Origin of the sequence: Micromonospora sp. CPCC 206061, assembly GCF_036906915.1 — a bacterium.
GTDB lineage: Bacteria > Actinomycetota > Actinomycetes > Mycobacteriales > Micromonosporaceae > Phytohabitans.
On the sequence record NZ_JBAKHX010000065.1, the window covers coordinates 21,129 to 45,486 of the forward strand.

The 24,358-nt window shown below is 71.3% G+C and carries 21 protein-coding genes; 12 read left to right on the plus strand and 9 right to left on the minus strand.

Annotated elements, in window-relative coordinates; translation table 11 throughout:
* Window positions 1–25 precede the first annotated feature (25 nt).
* A complete protein-coding gene (locus V6V89_RS31060; protein ID WP_334623074.1) occupies window positions 26–832 on the minus strand; it encodes an acetoacetate decarboxylase family protein in 807 nt (268 codons plus the stop codon).
* Window positions 833–951: 119 nt separating this feature from the next.
* On the opposite strand from V6V89_RS31060, the gene V6V89_RS31065 reads away from it, so the two are divergent.
* The 3 genes from V6V89_RS31065 to V6V89_RS31075 are packed head-to-tail and all read left to right on the plus strand — an operon-like array spanning window position 952 to window position 4,477.
* Window positions 952–2,289: a glutamine synthetase family protein gene (locus V6V89_RS31065; protein WP_334623076.1), complete on the plus strand. Its 1,338-nt coding sequence runs from the start codon at window positions 952–954 to the stop codon at window positions 2,287–2,289.
* A gap of 11 nt (window positions 2,290–2,300) precedes the next feature.
* Window positions 2,301–3,551: a cytochrome P450 gene (locus V6V89_RS31070; protein ID WP_334623077.1), complete on the plus strand. Its 1,251-nt coding sequence runs from the start codon at window positions 2,301–2,303 to the stop codon at window positions 3,549–3,551.
* A complete protein-coding gene (locus V6V89_RS31075; protein WP_334623078.1) occupies window positions 3,548–4,477 on the plus strand; it encodes a TIGR03619 family F420-dependent LLM class oxidoreductase in 930 nt (309 codons plus the stop codon). The genes V6V89_RS31070 and V6V89_RS31075 overlap by 4 nt, the downstream gene beginning before the upstream one ends.
* 689 nt (window positions 4,478–5,166) lie before the next feature.
* On the opposite strand, the gene V6V89_RS31080 is transcribed toward V6V89_RS31075, so the two are convergent.
* Window positions 5,167–6,633, minus strand: a complete 1,467-nt coding sequence (locus tag V6V89_RS31080; RefSeq protein WP_334623079.1) for an APC family permease — start codon at window positions 6,631–6,633, stop codon at window positions 5,167–5,169.
* Between the two features lie 139 nt (window positions 6,634–6,772).
* Here V6V89_RS31080 and gabT point away from each other — a divergent pair, with 139 nt between their 5' ends.
* Both gabT and V6V89_RS31090 read left to right on the plus strand, forming a co-directional pair.
* Window positions 6,773–8,098 carry a 4-aminobutyrate--2-oxoglutarate transaminase gene (gene gabT, locus V6V89_RS31085; RefSeq protein WP_334623080.1) on the plus strand — a complete coding sequence of 442 codons (1,326 nt, stop codon included), beginning with the start codon at window positions 6,773–6,775 and terminating at the stop codon, window positions 8,096–8,098.
* Window positions 8,091–9,473, plus strand: a complete 1,383-nt coding sequence (locus V6V89_RS31090; protein WP_334623081.1) for an NAD-dependent succinate-semialdehyde dehydrogenase — start codon at window positions 8,091–8,093, stop codon at window positions 9,471–9,473. The genes gabT and V6V89_RS31090 overlap by 8 nt, the downstream gene beginning before the upstream one ends.
* 2 nt (window positions 9,474–9,475) lie before the next feature.
* Here V6V89_RS31090 and V6V89_RS31095 read toward each other — a convergent pair whose 3' ends face one another.
* Window positions 9,476–11,311: an amidohydrolase gene (locus tag V6V89_RS31095; protein WP_334623082.1), complete on the minus strand. Its 1,836-nt coding sequence runs from the start codon at window positions 11,309–11,311 to the stop codon at window positions 9,476–9,478.
* Window positions 11,312–11,668: 357 nt separating this feature from the next.
* Between V6V89_RS31095 and V6V89_RS31100 the strand changes: the two genes are divergently transcribed.
* The 4 genes from V6V89_RS31100 to V6V89_RS31115 are packed head-to-tail and all read left to right on the plus strand — an operon-like array spanning window position 11,669 to window position 15,283.
* The gene (locus V6V89_RS31100) at window positions 11,669–12,382 is read left to right on the plus strand and encodes a ThuA domain-containing protein (protein WP_334623083.1); all 714 of its coding nucleotides are present in this window, start codon (window positions 11,669–11,671) and stop codon (window positions 12,380–12,382) included.
* Window positions 12,352–13,467 (plus strand): Gfo/Idh/MocA family protein, encoded by a 1,116-nt coding sequence (locus V6V89_RS31105; RefSeq protein ID WP_334623084.1) that lies wholly within the window; start codon window positions 12,352–12,354, stop codon window positions 13,465–13,467. Before V6V89_RS31100 ends, V6V89_RS31105 begins: the two co-directional genes overlap by 31 nt.
* 44 nt (window positions 13,468–13,511) lie before the next feature.
* On the plus strand, window positions 13,512–13,856 hold the full coding sequence (locus V6V89_RS31110; RefSeq protein WP_334623086.1) for a PadR family transcriptional regulator: 345 nt from the start codon (window positions 13,512–13,514) through the stop codon (window positions 13,854–13,856).
* A 5-nt stretch (window positions 13,857–13,861) separates the two neighbouring features.
* Window positions 13,862–15,283, plus strand: a complete 1,422-nt coding sequence (locus tag V6V89_RS31115; RefSeq protein WP_334623087.1) for a hypothetical protein — start codon at window positions 13,862–13,864, stop codon at window positions 15,281–15,283.
* 86 nt (window positions 15,284–15,369) lie between these two features.
* Here V6V89_RS31115 and V6V89_RS31120 read toward each other — a convergent pair whose 3' ends face one another.
* From V6V89_RS31120 to V6V89_RS31130, 3 genes are read right to left on the minus strand one after another with little or no spacing between them, the layout of a single operon-like run.
* Window positions 15,370–16,140, minus strand: coding sequence for an aminotransferase class IV family protein (locus V6V89_RS31120; protein ID WP_334623088.1), 771 nt, complete (start codon window positions 16,138–16,140; stop codon window positions 15,370–15,372).
* Window positions 16,141–16,144: 4 nt separating this feature from the next.
* Window positions 16,145–16,864 (minus strand): SDR family NAD(P)-dependent oxidoreductase, encoded by a 720-nt coding sequence (locus V6V89_RS31125; RefSeq protein WP_334623089.1) that lies wholly within the window; start codon window positions 16,862–16,864, stop codon window positions 16,145–16,147.
* Window positions 16,865–16,911: 47 nt separating this feature from the next.
* Complete coding sequence (locus tag V6V89_RS31130; RefSeq protein WP_334623090.1) at window positions 16,912–17,814, minus strand: bile acid:sodium symporter family protein; 903 nt, start codon at window positions 17,812–17,814, stop codon at window positions 16,912–16,914.
* 193 nt (window positions 17,815–18,007) lie between these two features.
* Here V6V89_RS31130 and V6V89_RS31135 point away from each other — a divergent pair, with 193 nt between their 5' ends.
* Window positions 18,008–18,730, plus strand: a complete 723-nt coding sequence (locus V6V89_RS31135) for a lysophospholipid acyltransferase family protein (RefSeq protein ID WP_334623091.1) — start codon at window positions 18,008–18,010, stop codon at window positions 18,728–18,730.
* Between the two features lie 53 nt (window positions 18,731–18,783).
* Window positions 18,784–19,734, plus strand: coding sequence for an acyl-ACP desaturase (locus tag V6V89_RS31140; RefSeq protein WP_334623092.1), 951 nt, complete (start codon window positions 18,784–18,786; stop codon window positions 19,732–19,734).
* Window positions 19,735–19,763: 29 nt separating this feature from the next.
* On the opposite strand, the gene V6V89_RS31145 is transcribed toward V6V89_RS31140, so the two are convergent.
* Window positions 19,764–20,801: a hypothetical protein gene (locus V6V89_RS31145; RefSeq protein ID WP_334623093.1), complete on the minus strand. Its 1,038-nt coding sequence runs from the start codon at window positions 20,799–20,801 to the stop codon at window positions 19,764–19,766.
* A 126-nt stretch (window positions 20,802–20,927) separates the two neighbouring features.
* Here V6V89_RS31145 and V6V89_RS31150 point away from each other — a divergent pair, with 126 nt between their 5' ends.
* Complete coding sequence (locus tag V6V89_RS31150) at window positions 20,928–21,635, plus strand: SDR family oxidoreductase (protein ID WP_334623094.1); 708 nt, start codon at window positions 20,928–20,930, stop codon at window positions 21,633–21,635.
* A gap of 72 nt (window positions 21,636–21,707) precedes the next feature.
* On the opposite strand, the gene V6V89_RS31155 is transcribed toward V6V89_RS31150, so the two are convergent.
* Together V6V89_RS31155 and V6V89_RS31160 are read right to left on the minus strand one after the other, a co-directional pair.
* Complete coding sequence (locus V6V89_RS31155; RefSeq protein WP_334623095.1) at window positions 21,708–23,003, minus strand: pectate lyase family protein; 1,296 nt, start codon at window positions 23,001–23,003, stop codon at window positions 21,708–21,710.
* A 32-nt stretch (window positions 23,004–23,035) separates the two neighbouring features.
* Window positions 23,036–24,358: penicillin-binding transpeptidase domain-containing protein (locus V6V89_RS31160; protein WP_334623096.1), on the minus strand; the 1,323-nt coding region annotated here is incomplete at its 5' end.

Below are 24,358 nucleotides of genomic sequence, written 5' to 3' on the forward strand. Positions count from 1 at the left end.
GACAAGCGTACCGTTTGACTCCGAACTACTGCGCGCCCGAGGTGCCGCTCTCCAGCAAGGCCCCGCCGTTCCAGCACACGCCCACCTGCCGGTAGTACGCGCCGATCAGCTCGTCGACGCGCAGGTCGGCCAGTTCCTCGGTCGGCGCGTCCAGCAGCCGCAGCTCGGCGTCGGCCGCCCACGGCGTGCCCCCTTCGAAGGACGCGGCACCGGAGGAGACGAGCTCGTCCAGGGCGAGACCCTTGCCCGGCTCGATGGACGGCAGCCAGCGGTGATGCGCCATCGGGTGGGCGTTGACGAACCCGTTGCTGCCGGCCGGCTCGCGCAGTGTCACCACCGCCTCGGCGAGCCGGCGGTCGGCGGCCGCCAGGGTGGCGCCGAACCGCGCTCCGGCCTCGATCCGCGGCGCCGGGCCGTACGGGTGCGGGCGGGTCAGGTGGATCGAGCCGAGTTTCTTGGGGTACCCCTGATGGATGCCGCGGGCGATGGCGAAGTCCTTGTCGACCCAGATGTAGACGCCGCGGGAGAACGTGCGGCCCCGGTACGCGCACCGCACCACCGCGAAGCACTCCTTGTACTGCGCGCGCACCGGATCGAGCAGTTCCTCCCGGGATTGGGAGCAGGACTGCCAGTCCGCCCAGATCAGCGCGACCGCGCCCGGGTCGGTGTCGGCCGGCTCCAGCGGTGGAGGTAGAAGCGCCGCCACCCGGGCGGGATCGGTCCGGTACTCGATGGTCAGCAGGTCGCCGGAGTAGTGCCACGGCGGCGGTGGGACGAGCGCGGCCCGGCCGGTGGCCGTCTTGGGTGGGAAAAACCCCCGCACGCTGGACATACGCTCTCCTTACAGCACCGCGTCACGCCTATCGTTTGGACCCATACGGTAGGCCCTTGCCCGGCCGCCGGGCAAGACATATTGTTTGCACTCAAACGAGCCGACGAACGGAGAGTGCCGTGAGCGTGCAGGACGTGGTCGCCGCCCTCGCCGACCAGGGCATCGACGTCGTGCGGCTGTCGTACCCGGACCTGATCGGTGTCGACCGCGGCCGCGACATCCTCCTGCATCACCTGCCCGCCGCCAGCGCCCATGGCCTGGCGTTCTGCCGCGCGGTCTACCACACCTCCCCCCGCGGCGACGTGGTCGACGTGGCCGGCGGCCTGGACGCCGGCCTGCCCGACGTCGTCGTCCGCCCCGACCTCGGCACTCTGGTCCCCCTGCCGTGGGAGCCCGGCGTCGCCTGGTGCCTCGGCGACCCGGTCGACCCCACCACCGGCCAGCCGTGCCCCGAGTCCCCCCGCGACCTGCTGCGCCGCGTTACCGCCGACCTCGCCGCGACCGGCCTGACCGCCGTCGTCGGCCCCGAACTGGAGTACTTCCTGCTCGATCGCGACGAGTCCGCGCCCGGCGGCTGGCGCCGTTACGCGGACACCGCCGGCCACGTCTATACCGTCGGCCGCAAGAGCGACCCGGACCGGCACCTGCCCCGCACGATGCGCCACCTCGACGCGCTCGGCCTCGGCATCACCACCGGCAACCGGGAGTTCGACGGCGGCCAGTTCGAGATCAACCTGACCCACTCGACGGCGCTGTCCGCCGCCGACCGCGCCTGGCGCTTCAAGGCCGCCGTCAAGGAGCTGGCGCACGCCGAGGGGCGGCTGGCCACGTTCATGGCCAAGCCATTCAACGACAGCGGCGGATCCGGGTTCCACTTGCACGTGTCCTGTGTGGACTCGGACGGCCGCAACGCCTTCGACGACCCGTCCGGACCCCAGGGCCTGTCCGAGATCGCCGGGCACGCCATCGCGGGTGTCCTCGCCCACGCCCCCGCCCTTGCTGCCCTGCTCAACCCGACCATCAACTCCTACAAGCGGTTCGGGCCCGACACCCTCGCGCCCTGGCTGGTCGACTGGGGACTGGACAACCGCAGCGCCATGCTCCGCATACCACCCGAGCGGGGCGACAGCGCCCGGTTCGAGCTGCGCCTCGGCGACGCGTCCGCCAACCCGTACCTCGCCGTCGCCGGCGTGGTGGCCGCCGTCCTGCTCGGGCTGCGCGCGCGGGCGCGGCCGCCGTCCCCTTTGCAGGGGTACGGGTACGACCGCAGCCGGGCCGCCATGCTGCCGATGAACCTGTCCGACGCCCTCGACGCGCTGGTCGCCGACACCTCACTGACCGAGGCGCTCGGCAAGGACTTCGTCACCGCGTTCGTCAGCTACAAGCGCGACGAGATCGAGCGGTTCCGCCGGTACGTCACCGACTGGGAGTTCGGCGAGTACGCGCAGCACCTGTGAGGAGAACTGGCTTGACACTCTTGTCTGATGTGGACCTCGCCGACAACGACCGCTTTCTCGACGGCGAGACGCCGTGGCGCATGTTCGACGCGCTGCGCCGTCACGCCCCCGTGCACTGGCAGCCGGAGCCGGCCCCCAACAGCGGCTTCTGGGCGGTGACCCGGCACGCCGACATCGTGCGGGTCGACCGCGACCCCGAAACGTTCACGTCCAGGCGGTTCGTCAACCTGGAAGAGGTCGACGACGACCTTATGGCCATCCGGCGGTCCATGTTGGAGACCGACGGCGCCCGCCACCATGCGCTGCGCCGCCTGTTGCAGCGCGACTTCTCGCACCGTGCCGTCGCCCAGTACGAGACGTTCCTGCGTGGACTGACCGCCCGCACCCTCGACGCGGCGCTCGCCAAGGGCCGCTTCGACTTCGTCTCCGAAGTCGCCGCCGACTTCCCCATCAACGTGCTCGCCCGCATGCTCGACGTCCCCGACGGGGATACCCGCAAGCTCATCGAGTGGGGCAACCGCATCATCGGCAACACCGACCCCGACTACGCCGACGTGCTGCTACACAGCGAGGAGAGCGACCGGTACCGGGACCTGCCGTTCCGCAGCCCAGCCGCGCTTGAGGTCTTCGCGTACGGCCGCGAGCTGGCCGCCGAACGCCGCGGCGGGGCCGGCACCGACCTGGTGAGCAAGCTGGTCAACCAGACCCCGTCGGACGGGATCGCGTTGTCCGGCAACGACTTCGACAACTACTTCCTGCTGCTCGTCGTGGCCGGCAACGAGACCACCCGCCACGCCATCTCACACTCGATGCTGGCCCTGCTGCGCCACCCCGACCAGCTCGCCCGGCTGCGCGACGACCCCAGCCTGATGCCGCTCGCGGTCGAGGAGTTCCTGCGCTGGGCCTCACCGGTCTACCACTTCCGCCGCACCGCGACCCGCGACGTCGAGCTCGGCGGCAAGCTCGTCCGGGAGGGCGACAAGGTCGTGTTGTGGTTCGCCTCCGGCAACCGCGACGAAGACGTCTTCGCCGACCCGTACCGCTTCGACGTCGCCCGCAGCCCCAACGACCACATCACCTTCGGCAAGGGCAGCCCGCACTTCTGCCTCGGCAACACCCTCGCCCGGCTGGAGATCCGCGTCATGTTCGAGGAGCTGCTCCCCCGCCTGGCCGACATCCGGCTGGTCGGCGACGTGCGCCGCGTCCGGTCCAACTTCGTCAACGGCATCAAGGAGCTCCCGGTGGAGGTCACGCTCGCATGAGTACTCCGCGGATGCTGCTGATCCTGAGCGAGAACTGGACGATGACCGGCGGCCGCGACCTGCCCCGGCTGGTGCGCTGGGCCCGCGAGGCCGAAGAGGCCGGGTTCGACGCCGTCATGCTCAGCGAGCACATCGTTCTCGGCCCCGACGCGGGCGCCGACGGCCTCATGCCGAACCCCCGCGAGTACGCCCTACCCGGCAACCAGGACCCGCGCACGCCGTGGCCCAGCTCCCTGCTGCTGCTGTCCGCGATCGCCGCCGCCACCGAGCGGATACGCCTGGTGGCCGGCGCGGTGCTCGCCCCGCTGCGCCACCCCCTGCACCTGGCCAAGGATCTGGCCACACTCGACCTGCTGGCACAGGGCCGCCTGGTGGTCTTGCCCAGCGTCAGCTGGAGCCGCGACGAGTACGCCGCGCTCGGCGTCCCCTTTGGACGGCGCGGCCAACTGCTGGACGAGCACCTGGAAATCTGGCAGCGGGCGTGGGCCGACTCCCCCGCGACCTACGACGGCGTCCACTACCGTTTCGCCGGCGCCTACTGCGAGCCAAAACCGTACCGGGCCGGCGGGCCGCCACTGTGGTTCGGCGGCGCCGCGATGCACGACAGGCTGCTGGCGCGGCTCGCACGCTACGGGCAGGGCTTCAACCCGCTCGGCCGGCCGAGCCCCGAAGACCTGCGCCGGCTCGCGAAGGGCATGGCCGAGGCCGGCCGCGACATCGCCGACCTGGAGCTGGTCGGCGGCACCCGCGCGATCTTCCCCGACGCCAGCTCCTGCGCCGACCTGGCCCAGGCCCTCGACACCATCCCGGCGCAGCAGGCGGAGGGCTTCACCACCTTCTGCATCAAGCCCTCGCAGTTCACCGACGACCCCGACGCGGTCGCTCCCTTCTGTCGCGACGTCATGCGCCGCGTCGCCCACCTCTGACCCACCCCCACCGTCCGCCCCTTTCTCGGTCCCGGACGGCCCGCCCCGCCCCGACGGCCCCGAGGCGGCGCCGCGCGCCGCTCCCGCGCGCCCCCGCCCCTCTCCCCGTCGATCAAGGGCAAACGCACGTGGTTCGATCGCTAAACCGCGTGCATTTGCCCTTGATCCATGGACTTTCCTTGATCGGCGCGGGCAGGGCCAGGGCGGCCGGGCCGCAGGGCCACGGCCGCAGGGCCACGGCCGCAGGGCCACGGCCGCAGGGCCACGGCCGCAGGGCCACGGCCGCAGGGCCACGGCCGCAGGGCCACGGCCGCAGGGCCACGGCCGCAGGGCCACGGCCGCCCTACGGCGGCCGGCGGCGCGGCGATGGCGACAGCGGTGTCTATGGCCTCAGCCTGGTCGAAGGCCGCGCTTCCCCCGGTGTTGCGGCGTCCCACGGCCGGCATCGCCCGCCGCCCGTGACAGCGCCCGACGGGGCCCGCGCGGGCCCCGTCGGCGCCCGGCGGGACGCCGATCAAGGGAGATCGCATCGATCAAGGGCGAACGCACGTGGTTTAGAGATCGAACCACGTGCGTTCGCCCTTGATCGGCGGGGAGGGGGGCGGGGCGCGGCGCGGGAGCGGCGCGCGGGAGCGGCGCGCGGGAGCGGCGCGCGGGAGCGGCGCGCGGGAGCGGCGCGCGGGAAGGGGTCAGGTGAGTTCGGCCGCCAGGTCGACCGCGGCGGTGGGGGTCAGGCGGGCGCGGATGGCGCTGTACGCGCCGAATCCCACCGCGAACGCCGCCGGTACCGTCAGCGCGAGTATCGCCGCCAGCCCGGCCGTACCACCGACGAGCGTGTCGAAGTTGGCCAGCACCAGTACCAGCGCGCCGGCCATCGCGACCGCCGACGCCAGTGGCGCGACGCGGGTGTGCCAGACTCGCCCATCCCGCTCGGGGTTGGCGCGGAAGTACCAGAATGCCGCCACCGAGCTGAGCCCGTACAGCGCGACGATGCCGACCACGGCGACGCCGGAGCCCCAGAAAAACAGGGTGGTCACCGGGTCGGCGCCGGCGAGCATGAACGGCGCCATGATGGCGAGGATGGACGCGGTCTGGGTCAGTGAGGCCACGTGCGGTGCGCGGGTGCGGTGGTGCACGGCGGAGAGCCGGTGCGGGAGCACGCCGTCGCGGCCCAGCGTGTACAGGTACCGGGACAGTCCATTGTGGAACGCGAGCGCCGCGGCGAACATCGACGTGATGACGAAGACGCTCATGGTGTGCGGGGCCCACGCGCCGAGGAAGGTGTCGCCGGCGCCGAAGACGTACGCGGCCGGATCGCCGGATTCGAGCGCCGCGCCCGCCGCGCCGACCGCGCCCGACGGGCCGTGGCCGACGACGAGCGTCCACGAGGTGAACAGGAAGAACGCGGTGATGAGTACGACCGACAGGTACGTGGCCCGCGCGACCGCCTTCTTGGGGCTGCGCGCCTCCTCACCGTAGATGGCGCTGGACTCGAAGCCGAACATCGACGCGAACGCGAAGACCAGTGCCACGCCGGGCGCGCCGCTCAGCAGCGAGTCGACGGAGAACACCTGCGAGACGCCGAGCCCTTCGCCGGCGCCGCCCTTGACGAGGATGACGAGGCCCAGCAGCAGCATGGTGCCCCACTCCAGGATCATCAGTACGGCGAGGAGGCGGGCGCCGAGTTCGATGTGCAGGTAGCCGAAGACCTGGACGAGCGCGACGAGACCGAGGGTCAGCAGCCACCAGGGCACGTGCACGCCGGTCCAGGATTCGAGCGTGGCGCTGCCGACGACGCCGAAGAAGCCGTACACCGCAGCCTGGATGGCGGTGTACGACCAGAGGGCGACGCCGGCGGCGCCGAGTCCGGTACGCAGGCCGAGGCCGCGGCCGACGTACGCGTACAGCGCCCCGGCGTTGGTGACCTGCCGGGACATGGCCACGTAGCCGACGCAGAACAGCAGCAGGACCAGGCCGACGACGACGTACGCCAGAGGTGCGCCCAGCCCGTTGCCGACGACCATGGCGCTGGGTACCGCTCCGGTGAGCCCGATCAGCGGGCTGGCGGCGGCGAGGACGAGGAAGACGATGCCGGCCGCGGATATCGCGTCGCGTTTGAGACCAGCGCCCGCGGGGGCGGCTTCATGACTGGCCATGACAATCCTTCGGGGGTGGAGTGCGACTCAGAACGTTTGCATCCGTACGACCTAGGTGTGGGCCAACGTAACGGCGGTCACATCGGCGCGTCAAGAGGCTGCTTGGCCATAGTCGTTTGGATCCGTACGATGCGTCAGCATGAGTCTCAGCGCCACGAGTCCCAGCCAGCGCCGCGCCGTGCGCACCGCCGTTCCCGGGCCGCGCTCAGCCGAGTTGCACGCCCGCCGGACCGGGGCGGTGGCCCAGGGCGTCGGCAGCGTCCTGCCCGCCTACGTCGAGGCCGCCGGCGGGGGCGTCGTCGTCGACGTCGACGGCAACCACCTGATCGACCTCGCGTCGGGTATCGCGGTCACGTCGGTCGGCAACGCCGCACCTCGCGTCGTCGAGGCCGTCCAACGACAGGCAGAACGCTTCACCCACACCTGCTTCATGGTCGCCCCATACGAGTCCTACATCGCCGTCTGCGAAACCCTCAACACCCTCACCCCAGGCGACAACGAAAAACGCTCCGCCCTATTCAACTCCGGCGCCGAAGCCGTCGAAAACGCCATCAAAATCGCCCGCCACGCCACCGGCCGACCCGCCATCATCACCTTCGACCACGCCTACCACGGCCGCACCAACCTCACGATGGCGCTCACCGCCAAGAACATGCCCTACAAGCACCGCTTCGGCCCGTTCGCTCCCGAGGTGTACCGCGTGCCGACCTCCTACCCCTACCGCGACGGCCTGTCCGGTGCCGAAGCCGCCGCGCGCGCCATCGACCTGATCGACAAGCAGGTCGGCGCCGACAACGTCGCCGCCGTCATCATCGAGCCCATCCAGGGCGAGGGCGGCTTCGTCGTACCCGCCGAGGGGTTTGTTCCGGCTCTGGCCGCGTGGGCACGCGGTTCGGGAGCCGTCCTCATCGCCGACGAGATCCAGACCGGCTTCTGCCGGACCGGCACCTGGTTCGCCAGCGAACACGAGGCACTCGTCCCCGACCTGATCACCACCGCCAAAGGCATCGCCGGTGGCCTACCACTCGCCGCCGTCACCGGACGCGCCGACCTCATGGACGCCGTCCACACCGGCGGCCTCGGCGGCACCTACGGCGGCAACCCCATCGCCTGCGCCGCCGCCCTCGCCACCATCCAGACCATGCACGAACTCGACCTGCGCGCCGCCGCCCGCCGCATCGAGTCCGTCATGAGACCGCGCCTCGCGGCGCTCGCCGCGAAGCACGGGGGCGAGGTCCGGGGACGCGGCGCCATGCTCGCCATCGAGATCGTCGTACCGGGAACGCGCACGCCGGACCCGGCCCGCACCGCCAGCATCGCCGCTGCCTGCCATCGGGCCGGTGTACTGGTGCTGACCGCCGGCACCTCCGGCAACGTCCTGCGGTTCCTGCCGCCCCTCGTCATCGGCGACGATCTGCTCCGCGAGGCCCTGGACGTACTGGAAGGAGCGTTCGCCGATGGGTGACACGTTCCCGGTCCTGAACCCATCCACCGGCGAGGTCATCACCGACGTACCGCGCGCCGGCCTCGCCGACCTGGACCGGGCGGTCGCGGCGGCGCAGGCGGCGCTGCCCGGGTGGGACGGCGCGGCGCCCCGCGAGCGGAGCGAGGTGCTGCGGCGTGCGTTCGAGCTGATGATCTCCCGCCGCGACGAGATCGCCCACCTGATCAGCCTTGAGATGGGCAAGGCGCTCGCGGACGCCCGCGCCGAGGTGACCTACGCGGCCGAGTTCTTCCGCTGGTTCGCAGAGGAAGCCGTGCGGGTCGACGGGCACCTGCGCACCGCGCCGTCCGGCGCCAACCGCATCCTCACGTTCCGCCGCCCGGTCGGCGTGGCCCTGCTGATCACTCCGTGGAACTTCCCCGCCGCGATGGCCACCCGCAAGATCGGACCGGCGCTGGCCGCGGGTTGCCCGGTCATCCTCAAGCCGGCTGAGGACACCCCGCTGACCGCACTGTTCCTCGCCGACCTGCTCGCCGAGGCCGGGGCGCCCGACGGCACCGTCGGCGTGCTGGCCACCGACCGGCCCGCCGAGCTGGTCGCCGCCGCGCTCGCCGACCGGCGGGTGCGCAAGCTGTCGTTCACCGGCTCCACCGGCGTCGGGCGGGACCTGCTGCGCCTGGCCGCCGACCGGGTCGTCAACGCCTCGATGGAGCTCGGCGGCAACGACCCCTTCATCGTCCTCGACGACGCCGACCTCGGCGCCGCTGTCGATGGCGCGATGCTGGCGAAGATGCGAAACGGCGGCCAGGCGTGCACGGCCGCCAACCGCTTCCTGGTACAGGATTCCGTGGCCGACGAGTTCGCCGCCCGGCTGGCGGCGGCGATGGCGGCGCTGCGGGTGGGGCCCGGCACCGACGAGCGCACCCAGCTCGGCCCGATGGTCAACGCCCGCGCCGCCGACCGTATAGCCTCCACAGTGGAGCGCACGGTCGCCGCCGGTGCGCGGACACTGACCGGCGGCACCCGGGCCGACGGCCCGGGCTTCTTCTACCCCGCCACGGTCCTGACCGACGTGCCGCGCGACGCACCCGCCGCGACGACCGAGATCTTCGGCCCGGTGGCGCCGATCATCCGGGTACGGGACGAGCGTGACGCCGTGGCGCTGGCCAACGACACCGAGCTGGGGCTGGCGGCGTACGTGTACTCGGGTGACCTGGCGCGCGGCCTGCGGGTGGCCGAGCGGCTGGAGTTCGGCATGGTCGGGCTCAACCGCGGCCTGGTCTCCGACCCGGCGGCGCCGTTCGGCGGTGTCAAGCAGGCCGGGCTCGGCCGGGAGGGTGGCTACGAGGGCATCGGCGAGTACCTGGAGACGACCTACGTAGCCACCACCTGGTAGGCCTACGAGCGGGTCTCCTCCGCGAGGCGGCAGCAGCATTTGCCCTCGCGCAGGCAGGCCAGGCCTCGCTCGTGGCCATGCGCGGCCGCAGACGCCGTGACGGTCGTGGCCGGCGTGCGCTCGTACACGACCCGGCCGCCCACGACCGTCGCGGTGACCGGCAGGTCGACCAGGTCGTGCGGGTCGACGCCGAGCACGTCGCCGCCGACCACGCAGACGTCGCCGACCATGCCCTGTGCGAGGGTGCCCTTCCAGCCGGCCGCGTGGTCCTGCCAGGCCGGCGTCCGGGTGTACGTTGCGAGGGCCTGCGGCAGCGTGATGCGCTCGGCCTCGCCGGCCACGCCGCCGAACATGCCCTCGCGCAGCACCGCCGCCATGACGCCCTGCAGCCAGTTCGGGAGCGTCACCGGCGCGTCGGAGGCACTGGTCACCCGCACGCCGAGGTCGAGTGCGCTGCGGTACGGCCACTGGTAATCGGTGCGGGCCGGCCCGAGCACCGGGTCGAGCGTGCGGCCCAGCAGGTACTTGATGGTGGCGTTCATGTTCGCGCCGATGTCGTGGCGGGCCATCGTGCGTAGCGTCGCGCGTGAGGCGAGGTCGGCGTGGATGACGTAGTGGCGCAGGTCCGCGCGGCGCCAGTCGCGCCCCATCGCCTTGAGGTAGCCGGCGACGACCGCGTCGATGGTCGCGTCGCCGGTGGCGTGCGTGCCGACCTGGAACCCGGCGCGCACCGCGATCCGGATCATCTCGTGCAGGTTGGCGACCTGCTCACCCACCGTGGCGCCGTCGATGACGAGGCTGCCGTTGGTGCCGTCCAGGTAGGGCTCGTGCAGCCACGCCGTCTTGGCCGCGGTCGGGATGCCGTCGGCGAACAGCTTCACACCGGCCACCCGCAGCACTTTCGGGTCGATCCCGTGCGGCGGGTGGTACCCGGCCAGGATCTCCCGCAGGTGCCGCGGCGCCGTGCCGCCGGACAGTAGCGCGTTGACCCGTACGCCCAGCGCGCCGGCGCGCGCCTTGTCGGCGTACAGGCCAAGGGTGGCGAGACCGATGCCGGGGTCGGTGACGCTGGTGACGCCCTGGGCGTGCAGCAGCGACACGCCCACGTCGATGCTGCGCGCCACTTCCGCCGGGGTGAACGCCGGCACCACCGCGCGCACCAGCCCTTGTGCTGTCTCGCGCAAGACACCGGTCGGCTCGCCGTCCGCGTCCTTCTCGATCACGCCGCCGGGCGGCGGGACGGTGTCGCGGGTGATGCCGGCCAGCCGCAGCGCCGCCGAGTTGACGGACATCGCGTGGAACGAGAAGTCGGTCAGCACGACCGGGTGGTCGCCGGAGACCGGGTCGAGGTCGGTGCGGCGCGGCGGGCGCGGCAGCCGGTTGTCGTTCCAGCCCTGGCCGCGGATCCAGCCGTCGGGCGTGCTCGCCGCCTCGACGGCCGACCGCACCACCGCCACCAGTTCGTCGATCGTCGCGGTGTCCACGTTGTACGAGAACGGCGGGAAGTTGAGGCCGAGCGCGTTGAGGTGTACGTGCGAGTCGTTGACGCCCGGCAGCACGGTGCCGCCGGCGGCGTCGAGCACCTGGGTGCGGCGGCCGATGAGGCGGCGCACATCCCTGGCCCGGCCGACGGCGAGCACTCGGCCGCCGCCGATGGCCACCGCCTCGGCTCTGCGGAACGCGTGATCCAGTACCAGAATCTGTCCATTGTGGATGACCAGGTCGGCGTCGCGGCCGTGCGCGGACGCCGCGGGCGGCAAGGCGCCGATGCCCGCCGTTCCGGCGGCGGCCACGGCCGCCGCGCGCAGCACCTGTCGGCGATCCCATTCCTTACCCATGTCGATACTCCCCTTTGTCCGTCGGAGGTTTCAGCAGTGCGCGCACATGTCGTCGGGCCCGCCGCCACTCCCGTGGCCGCCGCCACGCCCTGCAACAGTCGCCGCCGCCCGTAACCGTTCTGGGCCATCGCCACTCCTCGAGGACGCGATGCGGGAGCCGGCATCACCCGCTCGGGCCGACGCCGGCGTCGGTGACGGCAATACTGTTCGGGTCCAAACGAGATGTCAAGGGCAGGCGGCCCGGGCTACGCCATCGACGAGATCGGCAGCACTCCCCCTAAGGCGTCCTAGGATGATGGTTTCCCAGCCACGAACGCGCCGTGATCATGATGGGGTCCCGCACGGTAAATTCGGGTGGTGGAGAAGACACGGACGGCTCTGGTGGTGCGAGGCGGATGGGAGGGGCACCAGCCGGTCAGGGCCACCGAGCTGTTCATCCCCTTCCTCGAACGCAGTGGATACAGCGTGCGGGTCGAGGAGTCGACCGAGGTGTACGCCGACGCGGAGGCGCTCGCCGCGACCGACCTCGTCGTCCAGTGCGTCACGATGTCGCAGATCACCGGCGGCCAGCTGGCGGGCCTGCGCGCCGCGATCGAGGCCGGCACCGGGTTCACCGGCTGGCACGGCGGCATCTGCGACTCGTTTCGCGCGTCCTCGGATTACCTGCACCTGGTCGGCGGCCAGTTCGCGACCCACCCGGGCAAGGAGCCGTGCGAGCGCGAAGGCGGCGAACAGGACAACTTCCTGCCGTACACGGTCACCATCACCGACCTGGGCCGCACCCACCCGATCACCGCCGGCATCGACGACTTCGCGCTGCGCACCGAGCAGTACTGGGTGCTGCACGACGACCTCATCGACGTGCTCGCCACTACCACCCACCCGACCCAGCCGTGGCACCCGTGGCACCGGCCGGTCACCTCGCCGTTGATCTGGACCCGGCGGTGGGGCGCCGGGCGGATCGTCGTGACGACAGCCGGACACAGTCTCGACGTGCTGGAGAACCCCAACGTCCGCACCGTCATCGAAAGGGGCATTCTGTGGGCGACCCGCACGGCATCGGCATCGTAGGTCTCGGCTTCATCTCGCGGGCGTACCTCGACACGCTCGCCGGCCATCCCTCGGTGCGCGTCGCCGCGGTCGCCGACCTCGACTCCTCGCGCTCGGCGGCGGTCGCCGCCGAGCTGCCCGGTGCCGACGCGCTGAGCGTCGAGCGGCTGCTCGACAGCCCCGACGTCCAGACCGTGGTCAACCTGACGATCCCGGCCGCCCACGCCGCGATCGCGCACGCCGCGATCGAACACGGCAAGAACGTGTACGCCGAGAAGCCGCTCGCGGTCACCTTCCCGGACGCCCGCGCGGTCATCGACCGCGCGGCCACGGCCGGCGTCGTCATCGGTTGCGCTCCGGACACGGTCCTGGGCACGGGTACGCAGACGGCGCGCGCGGCGATCGACACCGGCCTGATCGGGCGGCCGCAGAGCGCGACTGCCGTCATGGTCACGCCGGGACACGAGCGCTGGCACCCCAACCCCGACTTCTACTACACCGCTGGCGGCGGCCCGCTGCTCGACATGGGCCCTTACTACGTCACCGCGCTCGTTCAGCTACTGGGCCCGGTCCGCGCGGTGACCGGCGCGTCCAGCCGGCTGCGCCGCGAGCGGGTCATCGGCTCGGGCCCGCGCGTCGGCGCCACCATTCCCGTCGAGGTCGACAGCCACGTGTCGGGCGTGCTCGAACACGTGAGCGGCGCCCTGTCGACCATCACGACCAGTTTCGACGGTGTCGCCACGACGGCGGCGCCGATCGAGGTGCACGGTGAGACCGGCACCCTCTCCGTGCCGGACCCGAACCAGTTCGACGGCGCGGTCCGGCTGTTCGCGCTAGGTGACACCGAGTGGCGCACTCTCCAGCCGTCCGCGGGCTACGCCGGCGGCGGCCGGGGGCTTGGCCTGCTCGACCAGGTCGCCGCCGATGGGCAGCGGGCGCCGCGCGCCAACGGCGAGGTGGCCCTGCACGTACTGGAGACGATGACCGCCCTCCTGCGCTCGGCGACGGAGGGCCGCCGCGTCGAGCTGACCACGACCGCGGAGCGCCCAGCGCCAGTGCCGCTGACCCCGGTCGAGCAATGGCACGGCGCGGCGCGGCTCGCATAGCGTACCGATTGACGGCATATACAGATCGCCGGTACGTTGACGCGGTGGCTGTACAGGAACCGACCTTCTTCATACTCACTGCGTTGGCCGAACGGCCGCTGCACGGATACGGCGTCATGCAGGCCGTGGGCGAGCTGTCCGCCGGGCGGCTGACGTTGCGCGCCGGCACGCTGTACGCGGCGCTCGACCGGCTCACCGACGACGGCCTGGTCGTCGTCGACCGGGAGGAGGCCGTCGACGGGCGGCTGCGCCGGTACTACCGGCTCACCGACCACGGCGCGGCGGAGCTGCACGCGGAGGTGGAGCGGTTGCGCGCCAACGCCAGCCTGGCCGCCGCCCGGCTGCGCAAGGCCGGCCGCTTGCGCCCGGCCGCCGGCGGTGTCGGGTGACCACGATGGACGGTCTACGCCGCTGGTACCGGTGGCTGCTGCTCGCCTACCCCCGCTGGTACCGGCGCGAGCGCGGCGCCGAGATGCTGACCACACTGCTCGACGCGGCCAGGCCGGGCCAGCGCCGGCCCGACCCGCGGGACGCGCTCGACCTGCTCCTTCGCGGCGGGCGCCGCCGGTTCGCGGTCCCGCGCGGCCCGGCGTACCCGGCCCACCTGGTGTACGCGGTCGCCGTGGCCGCCTTCGCCGGCCTCGCCGCGGCGGCCATCGCCGGCCAACTCGCCTGGCCGGTGGCGGCACCGGCACCCCAGCCTGTGGCGGCGCAGGCCGCCGCCGACACCGCGATGCCGCTGCCCGCGTCCGGCCCACCCGGCCGGTACGACGACCCGCTGGCACTGAACTACGGGGTGGAGACCGGGCCGCGGGCGCTGCGGCAGGGCTCGGCGCGGCTCGAGTACAACTACGTCGCCCCCGCCGACCGGCCCGTGACGGCCGTCGTCGAGCAGGCGCACGCCCGCATGGCGGCGGCCGGCTGGCAGGTCCGCACGCTGCAGCACGGCCACCACGTCGCCGAGTTCTGGGCCAGCGATGGCGGCCAGGTCGTCCACGTCCGCGGATACTTTGCACTCTCCACTGTGGATCCTGTCACCGTCTGGGTGTACAGCCAGGCGGACCGCTGGATGACGCCTCTGGTGGGCGGCGCGGGGTGCGCCGGACTCGCCGCCGGCTGGCTGCTGGCCGTGTGGACGCTGCGCCGGTTCTGGCTGCACGGCCTGCGCGGGCGCCTGGTCGCGGTGCTGTTCGCCGCGCCGGGCCTGCTCGGCGTCGGCGTCTCGCTCCTCGCCGGGGCCTACGAAGGCCTGGTGGTGGGCCTCGAGGACGGCTGGGCGCCCAACGACTCGCTGTTCGCCGCGGCGGCGTTCGCGGAGGCCGGGCCGCTGGCCGGGATCGCGGTCGCCGGCCTGGCGCTGGCCAGCGTGGTCCTCGCGCTGCCGGCGCGCTCCGGCCCGCCGTCACCGGGGACCCGCGAGCGCCTCTGGCGGTACGGGCTCTGGTCGCTGACCAGCGTCCACCTGGCGTTCGCTGCCGCCTGGGGCCTCGTCGTCGCGCTCTTCCTGGCGCACGGGCAGCGGCTGCTCGACGCCAACGGTCCCATGGACCTCATCCCGTTCGGATACCACCCGATGAACCCGTTCATGTGGCTGTACGCGACGCTCGCGCTGCTGTACCTGTTCGGGTTCCTGGCGAGCCCCGCTCTGCTGTCCGTGTCGGTGCCGCTGCTGGTCACCGGGCGCCGCGTGGCCCGCGCCGCCGGCCTGCGAACCGCGTGGCTGGCCCTGCTCGTGGCGGCGGTGAGCGCCGTGGCGTTGCCGATCGCGATGTCCACCCCGTTGGGGCACGACGCGATGACCTGGTGGCTCGACTGAGCGGCCCGATCAGGACGCGATGGCCTCGGCGCGCAGTGCGGCCATGAGCGCTCGGACCGCCGCGGATCAGTGACGGCGGACGCTTTTCATAACTCCTCTCCCGGGATCGCCAGGTACGCCGCGCGCAGATCCTGGACGATCTCCGCCTCTCCCAGGTAGGTGGTCTGGTCGATCTGGCCGACCGGCCGGACGCCGATCGCGGCGTTGGTCACGAACGCCGCCGGCATCGACGCCGCCGACGCGAGGTCGACCTCCCGCGTCGACTCGGCCCGACCGAGCGACCGCAGCAGCGCCATGGTCACCCCGGGCAGGTGCTGGGCCGCGGGCCACACCAGCCGTTCGCCGTCGAAGAAGCCGACGTTCCAGGTAGCGCCCTCGGAGACGTTGCCGTGCCGGTCGACGAACAGGACGTCGTCGAACCCGCTCCGCTGCGCGATCCGCCGCTGCCGGACGGCCGCGAACAGCCCGACGTGCTTCACCCCGGGCTCGTCCCGCTCGTGGCGCGCGGTCCGCAGCCGCAGCGGCGGCAGCTCGTGATCCTGTACCGGTCGGGTGGTGACGAGCAGGTGTGGCTCGGCGGGTCGCGCGGGACGAGCCAGATCCAGGTCCGGCGCGAAGACCGTCACCCGGACCATGGTGGAGCGTTCGCCGCAGGCGCGCCGGACCAGCCGGCGGACCGTGACCGGGTCGAGCTCGGCGTCGAAGACGGTGCGGCAGTCACTGACCAGCCGGCGCAGGTGCAGCGACAGGCCACGCACCCGCCCGCCGTCGACGCGCATCGTGGTGAAGTGGCCGTAGTTGTAGAGTGCCAGGGCGGCAAGCTCCTCCGCTGTCACGCTCCGGCCGTCGAGCTCCATGTGATCAATCCTGCCCGACGGCGGCGACCTGTTCGAAGCGGAACTCGCGGATGAAGCAGTCCCTCGGCTGGCCCACCGCGAACAGCACGCAGTCGACGACGGCCCGCGCGGTGAGTTCGCCGGACGACTCGCGAGGCCCGTCCTGCACGAAGTCCGGCGGAAACAGCGAGATCACCCGGATCCCCTCGGCACGCACCCGATGGGACAGGATCTCGGCGAACCCCGCCTGGGCGTGCTTGGCGGCGTAGAACGCTGGGTGCGCGCCGGAGCGGCGGTGACCCACCTCCCCGCAGCTGGAGATCAGGTTGACGATGTCGGGCCGCGCCGAGGCGCGCAGCAGCGGCAGCAGGTGCTTGGTCAGCAGCACCGTCCCGGTCGCGGCACCGGCGATCGCGTCGACGATGTCGTCGTCCCCGACGTCGCCGAGGTCCTCGCCGTGCAGGTACCTCGCACCGTTGTTGACCAGGACATCGAGGCGGTCCGTGCGCTCGGCGAGCGCCGCCGCGAACGCCCGCACCGAGTCGGGACTGGCCAGGTCGCAGTCGAACGCCTCTGCGCCGCCGTGCCCGCGCCGCCTGATCAGGTCCACCGTGCGTTCGGCCGCGGTGGCCTGGCGGGCGGCCACGAACACGTGCGCGCCGAGTTCGGCGAAGGCCGTCGCCAGTACGCGTCCCGTGTCGCGCCCCGCCCCGGTGACCACGACCCGCACCCCATCAAGACTCACCTGTAGATCACATCAGATACGGTTCGCTCCCTGGCCCTCGACCGCCTCTAACGCCGCCCGGCCGGGCCGTGAGCGGGGTCCGGTGCCGCCCGCGTAGCCGCCGTCCGGGGGCGGATGACGTAGCCGAACCCGGCGGCCGTGAAGAGCATGACGAGGCTGTAAACGGCCGCCGGCACGGCGATCTCCGTGCTGTCCAGCAGCGTCGTCGCGATGACGATGGCCAACGTTCCATTGTGGATGCCGACCTCCATGGCCGCCGACACCGACTCCGCGCGGCCGACCCTGGCCAGCCGTGGCGCGAGGTACCCGACCGCGAGGCTGATCAGGTTGAAGATCAGGACCGCCGCTCCCGCCGCCTTGAAGTACTCGCCGATGTTCTCCCTCTCGTTGGTGATCGCGCCCGCGATCACCAACACCAGCACCACGACGGACAGGATCCGCACCGGGCGGTGCATGCGCTCGGCGAACTCGCGCCAGCGATACCGGACCAGCATGCCCAAGGCGACCGGCACCAGCACGATCGCGAAGACCTGGAGCACCTTGTCGAACTGCAGGCCGATCTGGCCCGTTCCACCCAGGAAGTGTTCCAGGGAGAGGTTGACCACGATGGGCAGCGTGAAGACCGCGAGCACCGAGTTGACGGCGGTCAGGGAGACGTTGAGCGCCACATTGCCGCCGAAGAGGTGGCTGTAGACGTTGGCCATGGTGCCGCCGGGCGAGGCGGCCAGCAGCATCATGCCGACCGCGAGCGCGGGCGGCAGGTCCAAGGCCAGCACCAGGGCGAAGCACACCGCCGGGAGCAGCAGCACCTGGCAGGTCAGCGCGATCAGCACGGCCTTGGGAAACTGCACGACCCGCTTGAAGTCGGCCACGTCCAGGCCGAGCCCTAGCCCGAGCATGACGATCCCGAGGGCGACGGGCAGGAGCACCTGGGTCAAGACCGAATCCATAGCCGAGGATTCTTCACGTAGGCACCGAACGATGCCCATCGACCAAAGAGGTGGACCTAGAGGCGCACGGATCCGCGCAGGAGGGACGCGGTCTCGGGGTCCGCCCGGTAGAAGGACTCGAGCGGGTCGGCCAGGACCGGATCGGCGAAGGTCTCGAGTAAAGCCAGCGGGCGGACACGCTACGGTTTCGGTCATGCGCGACCTCGTATATCCGCCGGTCATCTCCTTCATGAAGGCGGCGTTCCGTGCGCTCGACCTTCGGATCACGTTGGAAGGTGGCGAGCACATCCCGTCGACCGGGGGTGCCGTGCTGGCGAGCAACCACGTCAGCTACCTGGACTTCATCTTCTGCGGGTTCGCCGCCCAGCCAGCGAAGCGGTTGGTCCGTTTCATGGCGAAGCAGGAGGTCTTCGCGAACAAGGTCGGCGGTCCGCTCATGCGTGGGATGCACCACATCCCGGTGGACCGGGACGCCGGCCTGGCGTCGTACAAGGCGGCCCTGGCCGCGCTCAAGGCCGGCGAGGTGGTCGGCGTGTTCCCGGAGGCGACGATCAGCACGTCGTTCGTGCCCAAGGAGTTCAAGAACGGGGCGGTCCGGATGGCGGCCGCGGCGGGCGTGCCGCTGGTGCCGATGGCGGTGTGGGGCACGCAGCGCCTGTGGACGAAGGGGCGCAAGCGCACGCTGACCAAGCGCCACGTGCCGGTGACGATCCTCGTGGGCGAGGCGTTGCGGCCGGGCCGCCGCGACGACCACGTGCAGATCAACGCCGAACTGCGAGCGCGGATCACCGAGCTGGTCGACCGGGCGCAGCGCGAGTACCCGGACAAGCCGGACGGCCCGGACGACAGCTGGTGGTTGCCTGCCCATCTGGGCGGTTCCGCGCCTGGTCCGACGCTCGCGGCTGGCGGTGACTAGCTACGGTAGCGTAACCTACGGAACCGTAGGTAGATGCACTTCCGGGAGGACCCGTGCCCACTGAGATCACCGATACGCACGCGCTGCTGCGGGAGCTCGAGCCCGTCGTCGAGGTCAACGTCAACCGCCACCTCGCCACGGCCAAGGAATGGTTCCCACACGAATACGTGCCGTGGAGCCAGGGCACCGACTTCGACGGCGTGCTCGGTGGCCAGGCGTGGGAGCCCGGTCAGTCCAAGCTGTCCGACGTGGCTCGCACGTCCCTGATCGTCAACCTGCTCACCGAGGACAACCTGCCCAGCTACCACCGCGAGATCGCCACCCTGTTCGGTCGCGACGGCGCGTGGGGCACGTGGGTGCACCGGTGGACCGCCGAGGAGGGCCGGCACGGCATCGCGATCCGCGACTATCTGCTGACCACTCGCGCGGTCGACCCGGTCGCCCTCGAACGGGCTCGCATGACGCACATGGCGCTCGGCTACGACAACGCCTACGAGGGCGTCATCGAGTCCATCGCGTACGTGTCGTTCCAGGAGCTGGCGACCCGCGTGGCGCACCGCAACACCGGCCGGATCAGCGGCGACCCGATCTGCGACCAGTTGCTGGCGAAGGTCGCCGCCGACGAGAACCTGCACATGCTGTTCTACCGCAACGTGTTGAACGCGGCGTTCGACCTGTCGCCCAACACGGCGATGCGCGCGGTGTGCGAGGTGGCGAAGACCTTCCAGATGCCCGGCCGCGGGATCGAGAACTTCGGGCGCAAGTCCGTGCAGATCGCGTTCGCCGGGATCTACGACCTGCGTATCCACCACGACGAGGTGATCATGCCGATCCTGCGTCAGGTGCGAGCATTGGAGCGGGACGAGTTCTCCGGCGACGGCGAGGCGGCCCGCGAGGAGCTCGCCGGATTCATGTCCGAGCTCGACCAGAACGCGTCGCGCTTCACCGCCCGCCGCGAGGCGGCCCAGGCCCGCGCCGCCAGCCGGGCCAGCGCGGTGGCGTAAGTCAGCAGGTGCCGGCGGCGACCGCCCAATCAGCTGACCTTGCCCGGCAGGGCGGCCGGCGGGAGCGGCTCCTCCCGCGCGTCGACGAACTCCTGCCCCCGCTTGGACGGTATCCGGTTCAGCAGTTCCTGGCCGCGGCGGTCGATCATGGCGGTCAGCGCGTGCTGAGCCACCCCGAGGATGACGGCGTAGGCGAGGATCTGGCCGGACGTGTCCAGGTCGGTGAGGCCGGGAACGAACTGGCCGTGAATGAGGATCAGCCCGACCAGCGCCGACAGCGCGCCGAACGGCAGCTTCAGCATCGCCAGGGCCAGCGGCACACCGTACGGCGTCGAGGTGCCCTGGATCCCGCGCACCGCGAGCACGGCTGCCATGGCACCGCCGGTGGCGCCGAGCACCGCGATGATCAACGCGTCGCGCCGGGTCGCCGTGGCGCCGGTCGGGCACACCTGCCCCTCGGCCCCCGCGAAGCACAGGGTCATCGACTCCGGCCAGCCGAACCCCATGCCCGCCAGCCCGACGACGATCACGAGCACCGCCGCCGAGACCGCTACCAGCGTGTTGCGGAAGCTGCGGAGCCGCGCGTACTGGGCGTCAGTGGCCGCGAAGCTCCACTCCATGGCCTTCTCGAGGATCCAGCGCCGCACCCGGCCCTGCTCCTGGGCCGCGTCCGCGTCCGCCGTCTTCGCCCGGCCGTACTGCTCCTCCAAGGCCTGCCGCCGCATCGCGGTCGGCGGCATTGTCGCGCGCAGCCGGGTCATCGCCGACAGCAGCCGCACATCGAGGACGTCGTCCCGCGCGTACCTGGCCAGCAGCACCTGACCCGCGTGCAGGTTGGTGAAGGCCCGGTTGACGGCGCTGCCGGTCAGCCACGACCGCAGCCGCCAGCCGTGCGGCGTCGCCGCGTCCTCGGCCGTGCGCAGCCGCTCCTCGATCCGTTCGGCGGCCTCCCCGTCGATCTGACCACACTCGCGAGCCGCATTCAGGTCGTCTCGGGCCAGAGCCGCCCGCGTAATGATCACATGCTGCCAGAACGCTCCGCGCGGTACGGGATAGGTGGTGGTCATGTCGTGCTCCTCGGGTGGTGTCTGGTGCCCTAAATGCGTTGAGCACTCCGCGACCGACCTTGATACATCCTTCGTCGGGACAGGCCATTTGACTTCGAGCGAACTCGAAGGTCTACCTTGCCGGACATGGCCGAATCACCCGTCACACTGATCACCGGCGGCTCCCGCGGCATCGGCGCCGCCGTCGCCCGCCAGCTACTGGACCGAGGCCACCGGGTGGCGGTGACCGGACGCGGCCGCGAGCACCTGAAGCGGCTGGCCGCCGACCTCGGCGCCCCGGACGGCCTGCTCACCCTCACCGGCCACGCCGCCGACTGGGACGCGGTGCGCGGGCATGTCGAGGCGACGGTCTCCCGGTTCGGACGTCTGGACACCGCGGTCGCGAACGCCGGCTTCGCCGTACACGACAGCCTCGCCGACGCGGACCCGGAGCGCCTCAAGGACATGGTCCTGACCAACGTCCTCGGCCCGGCACTGCTGATCAAGGCGGCACTGCCGGCGCTCACCGCCACCCGCGGCCGGATCGTGCTCGTCGGCAGCGTCGCCGGACACATCCACACCCCGGGCAACTTCTACGGCGCGACCAAATGGGCCCTCACCGGCCTCGCCGAGAACACCCGGCTCCAGGTCACCGGCGACGGCGTCGGCGTCACCCTCGTCAGCCCCGGCGCGACCGAGACCGGCTTTTTCGACGCCGCCGGCGGGCTCATGGAACGACCCGGCGGATACCTACCCGCCGATCAGGTCGCCGCGGCCATCGTCTGGGCCATCACCCAGCCGCCCGGCGTGGACGTAAACACCCTCACCATCCGCCCAGTCGGCTCACCCCGCTAAGCGGTGCACGGTCAGGTCCCGGCCTTGATCGGATAGCACGGCCGCGCAAGGTCACTGTGGGTAGGCGGGGGGTCAGGGCACCAGGCTGTTGAGGTACCGCTCGACGTTCGTGTAGCCGTCGGCACCGTAGTCGTCGCCGTCGGCGGCGCTCGCCGGGTTCAGCCCGTTGGCCCGCTCCCACGCGTCCGGCATGCCGTCACGGTCGCCGTCGGCTGGTGCCGCACCGCCCGCGAGCGCACCGAAGCCGCCCACGGCCGCCGGATCAGTGATGATCGCACCCGTCTGGCGGGTCAGGTCGGCGACGAGCCGGCGGTCGACTGAGTCGCGTCGCAGGGACGCCCCGGCCTTGTCGACCACCGCCTGGTGCGCGGCCGCCGCCGAGACGGCGGTGATCGCCGGGAACGGGAACGGCGCCGGCTCGACCACGACGTTGCCCAGGTCGGCCGTTGTCGTCGGCCGGCCGTCGAGCGTGCCGTCCTTGTCGGCGTCGTAGTAGTTGCCGGACGCGTAGATGTGGAAGTTGAGGTTGCCCCGCGTGAACGGGCCGGCGGTGCCGGTCGACGGGCCTTTGACGAAGTAGTTGCCGACGACGTTGGCGTCGCTGCGTCCGGCCGAGTCGCCCTCGATGTAGGCGTCGGAGCCCCAGTTGTAGACCACGTTGTTGACGAACTGGTTGCGCCCCTTGACCTTCGGGTTGCGGGTCTTGTTGTGCGCGTACAGGTTGCGGAACAGGGTCACGCCGTCGCTCTGGATCAGGCCGCCGCACGAGTGCGGGTCGAGACCCTCGGAGATGATCGAGTTCTGCACCGTGATGTTGGTGCTGCTGTTGATGGAGAAGTTCTCGTCTCGTCCCCAGGAGACGGAGACGTGGTCGAAGATCTGGTTGCTGCCCTGGTTGATGGTGATTCCGTCGCGGTTCTGGTTCGGCGTCAGCCCGTGCCGGAAGCGCATGTACCGGACGATCACGTTGTTCGCGTTCGAGAGCGAGACCTGGTATCCGCGGGTGGCGACGCCGTCGCCGGGGGCGGTCTGACCGGCGACCGTGATGTTGCTCTTGATGCTCAGCGGCGAGGCCAGGTTGATGTACCCGCCGACATCGAACACCACGATCCGTGGCCCTTGGCTGACCGCGTCGCGGAAAGAGCCCGGGCCCGAGTCGTTCAGGTTCGTCACGTGGTAGACGGCGCCACCCCGCCCTCCGGTCACGGCCGCGCCGAAGCCGACCGCGCCGGGGAAGGCGGGCGCCGCCGCGAGCGACGCCAATGACTGGGCGTTCACCGGCGGGGCCAGAAGCGTCGTCGCCGACGCGGCTAGCGTGACCAACGTCGCGCCGAGGGCGACCGGCATGAGGACACGGGACCGCTGCATGAATTGAAAGCTATCAATTCGATCAGCGTACGTCAATCTCGTGGACGCAGGGTGAACCCCGGGGTGGGTATGGCCGGACCGTTGTTGTCATCGTCGTCGTCGTCATCATCGTCGTTGCCGTCGCCACGACAGACGCTCTGCGGGAGCAGCTCGCACGGGTCGGTGGGCCGCTCCTGCGGCTTGACGCCGTTCGGGTACGGGCTGTTGGGGTCACCGATGTCCTTGCGCGCGGCGAACGACTCCCTGTCGTAGTTCAGGTCCTTGTGCACCTTCTCCATGAACAGTTCCCAGATGGCCGCAGGCGTGCCGCCACCGCCCATCGCGTTACCGTTCCTCTCCTCGATGGCCTTGCGGGCACCCTTGGTGCCGACCCAGACCGCGGCGGCCATCTGCTGGGTCGCGCCGACCATCCAGGCGTCACCGCTGTCGCCCTTGTTGCCGCTCGGGCCGAGCTCCCAGGTACCGGTCTTACCGATCGCCTCCCGGCCACCGACGAGCCCCTTGCCGATGTTGCCGGGGATCTGCTTCAGCACCGAGTTGATGTTATCGATCTGGGCCTCGTCGAACTTCCGCACCGACTTGACCTTCTCGCCGGTGCCCGGCACCCGGTCGAACTTGCCGGTCGCCGGGTTGCGCTGCTCGACCTTCGCGATGAAGTGCGCCTTGATGTAGAGGCCGCGGTTGGCAAGGGTCGCCACGCCGTTCGCGTGGTCGAGCACCGTCACCGGGTACTGGCCGAAGCCGACCTCGTTGTCGAAGTACTTCGGCGCGACGGACTTCGGGTCGGCCTTGGCGATGTCGTGCACCTCGCCGGTTTCGGTGTCCTTCATGGTCTGGATACCGGCGTCGCGGGCCGCCTGCACGACCTTGTCCGGGCCGAGTTCCTTGGAGATCCAGTAGAACGGCACGTTGTACGACTGGATCGTCGAATGCTCCAGCGTGCAGGACTTGCCGCAGGGGATGTTGGTACGACCCGCGTTGTTGATCTTACGGCCGCCGTCGTCGTCCTTGGTCAGGTCCCAGTACGACTCGATCTGGATCTCTGCTCGCATCGCCGCGGCCAGAGTGTAGATCTTGAAGGTCGAGCCGGGCGCGTGCGGCCCGGTGCCGTCACCGTTCATGCCGGCGAAGTCCGTGCCCGTGCCGTTGTCGCCGCCGTAGTAGGCCATCACGCGGCCGTTCTTCGGGTTGACCGCCACGAGCGCCGCCTGGTAGTGGGCGGGCAGCTTCGACATCGGCGAGGTCTTGCTCGCCCGGCGTGCCGCGGCCTCGGCCGCCTCCTGTGCCTTCTTGTTGATCGTCGTGGTGATCCGGTAGCCGCCCTTCTTCCACTCGGCGGCCGGGATCCCCATCTG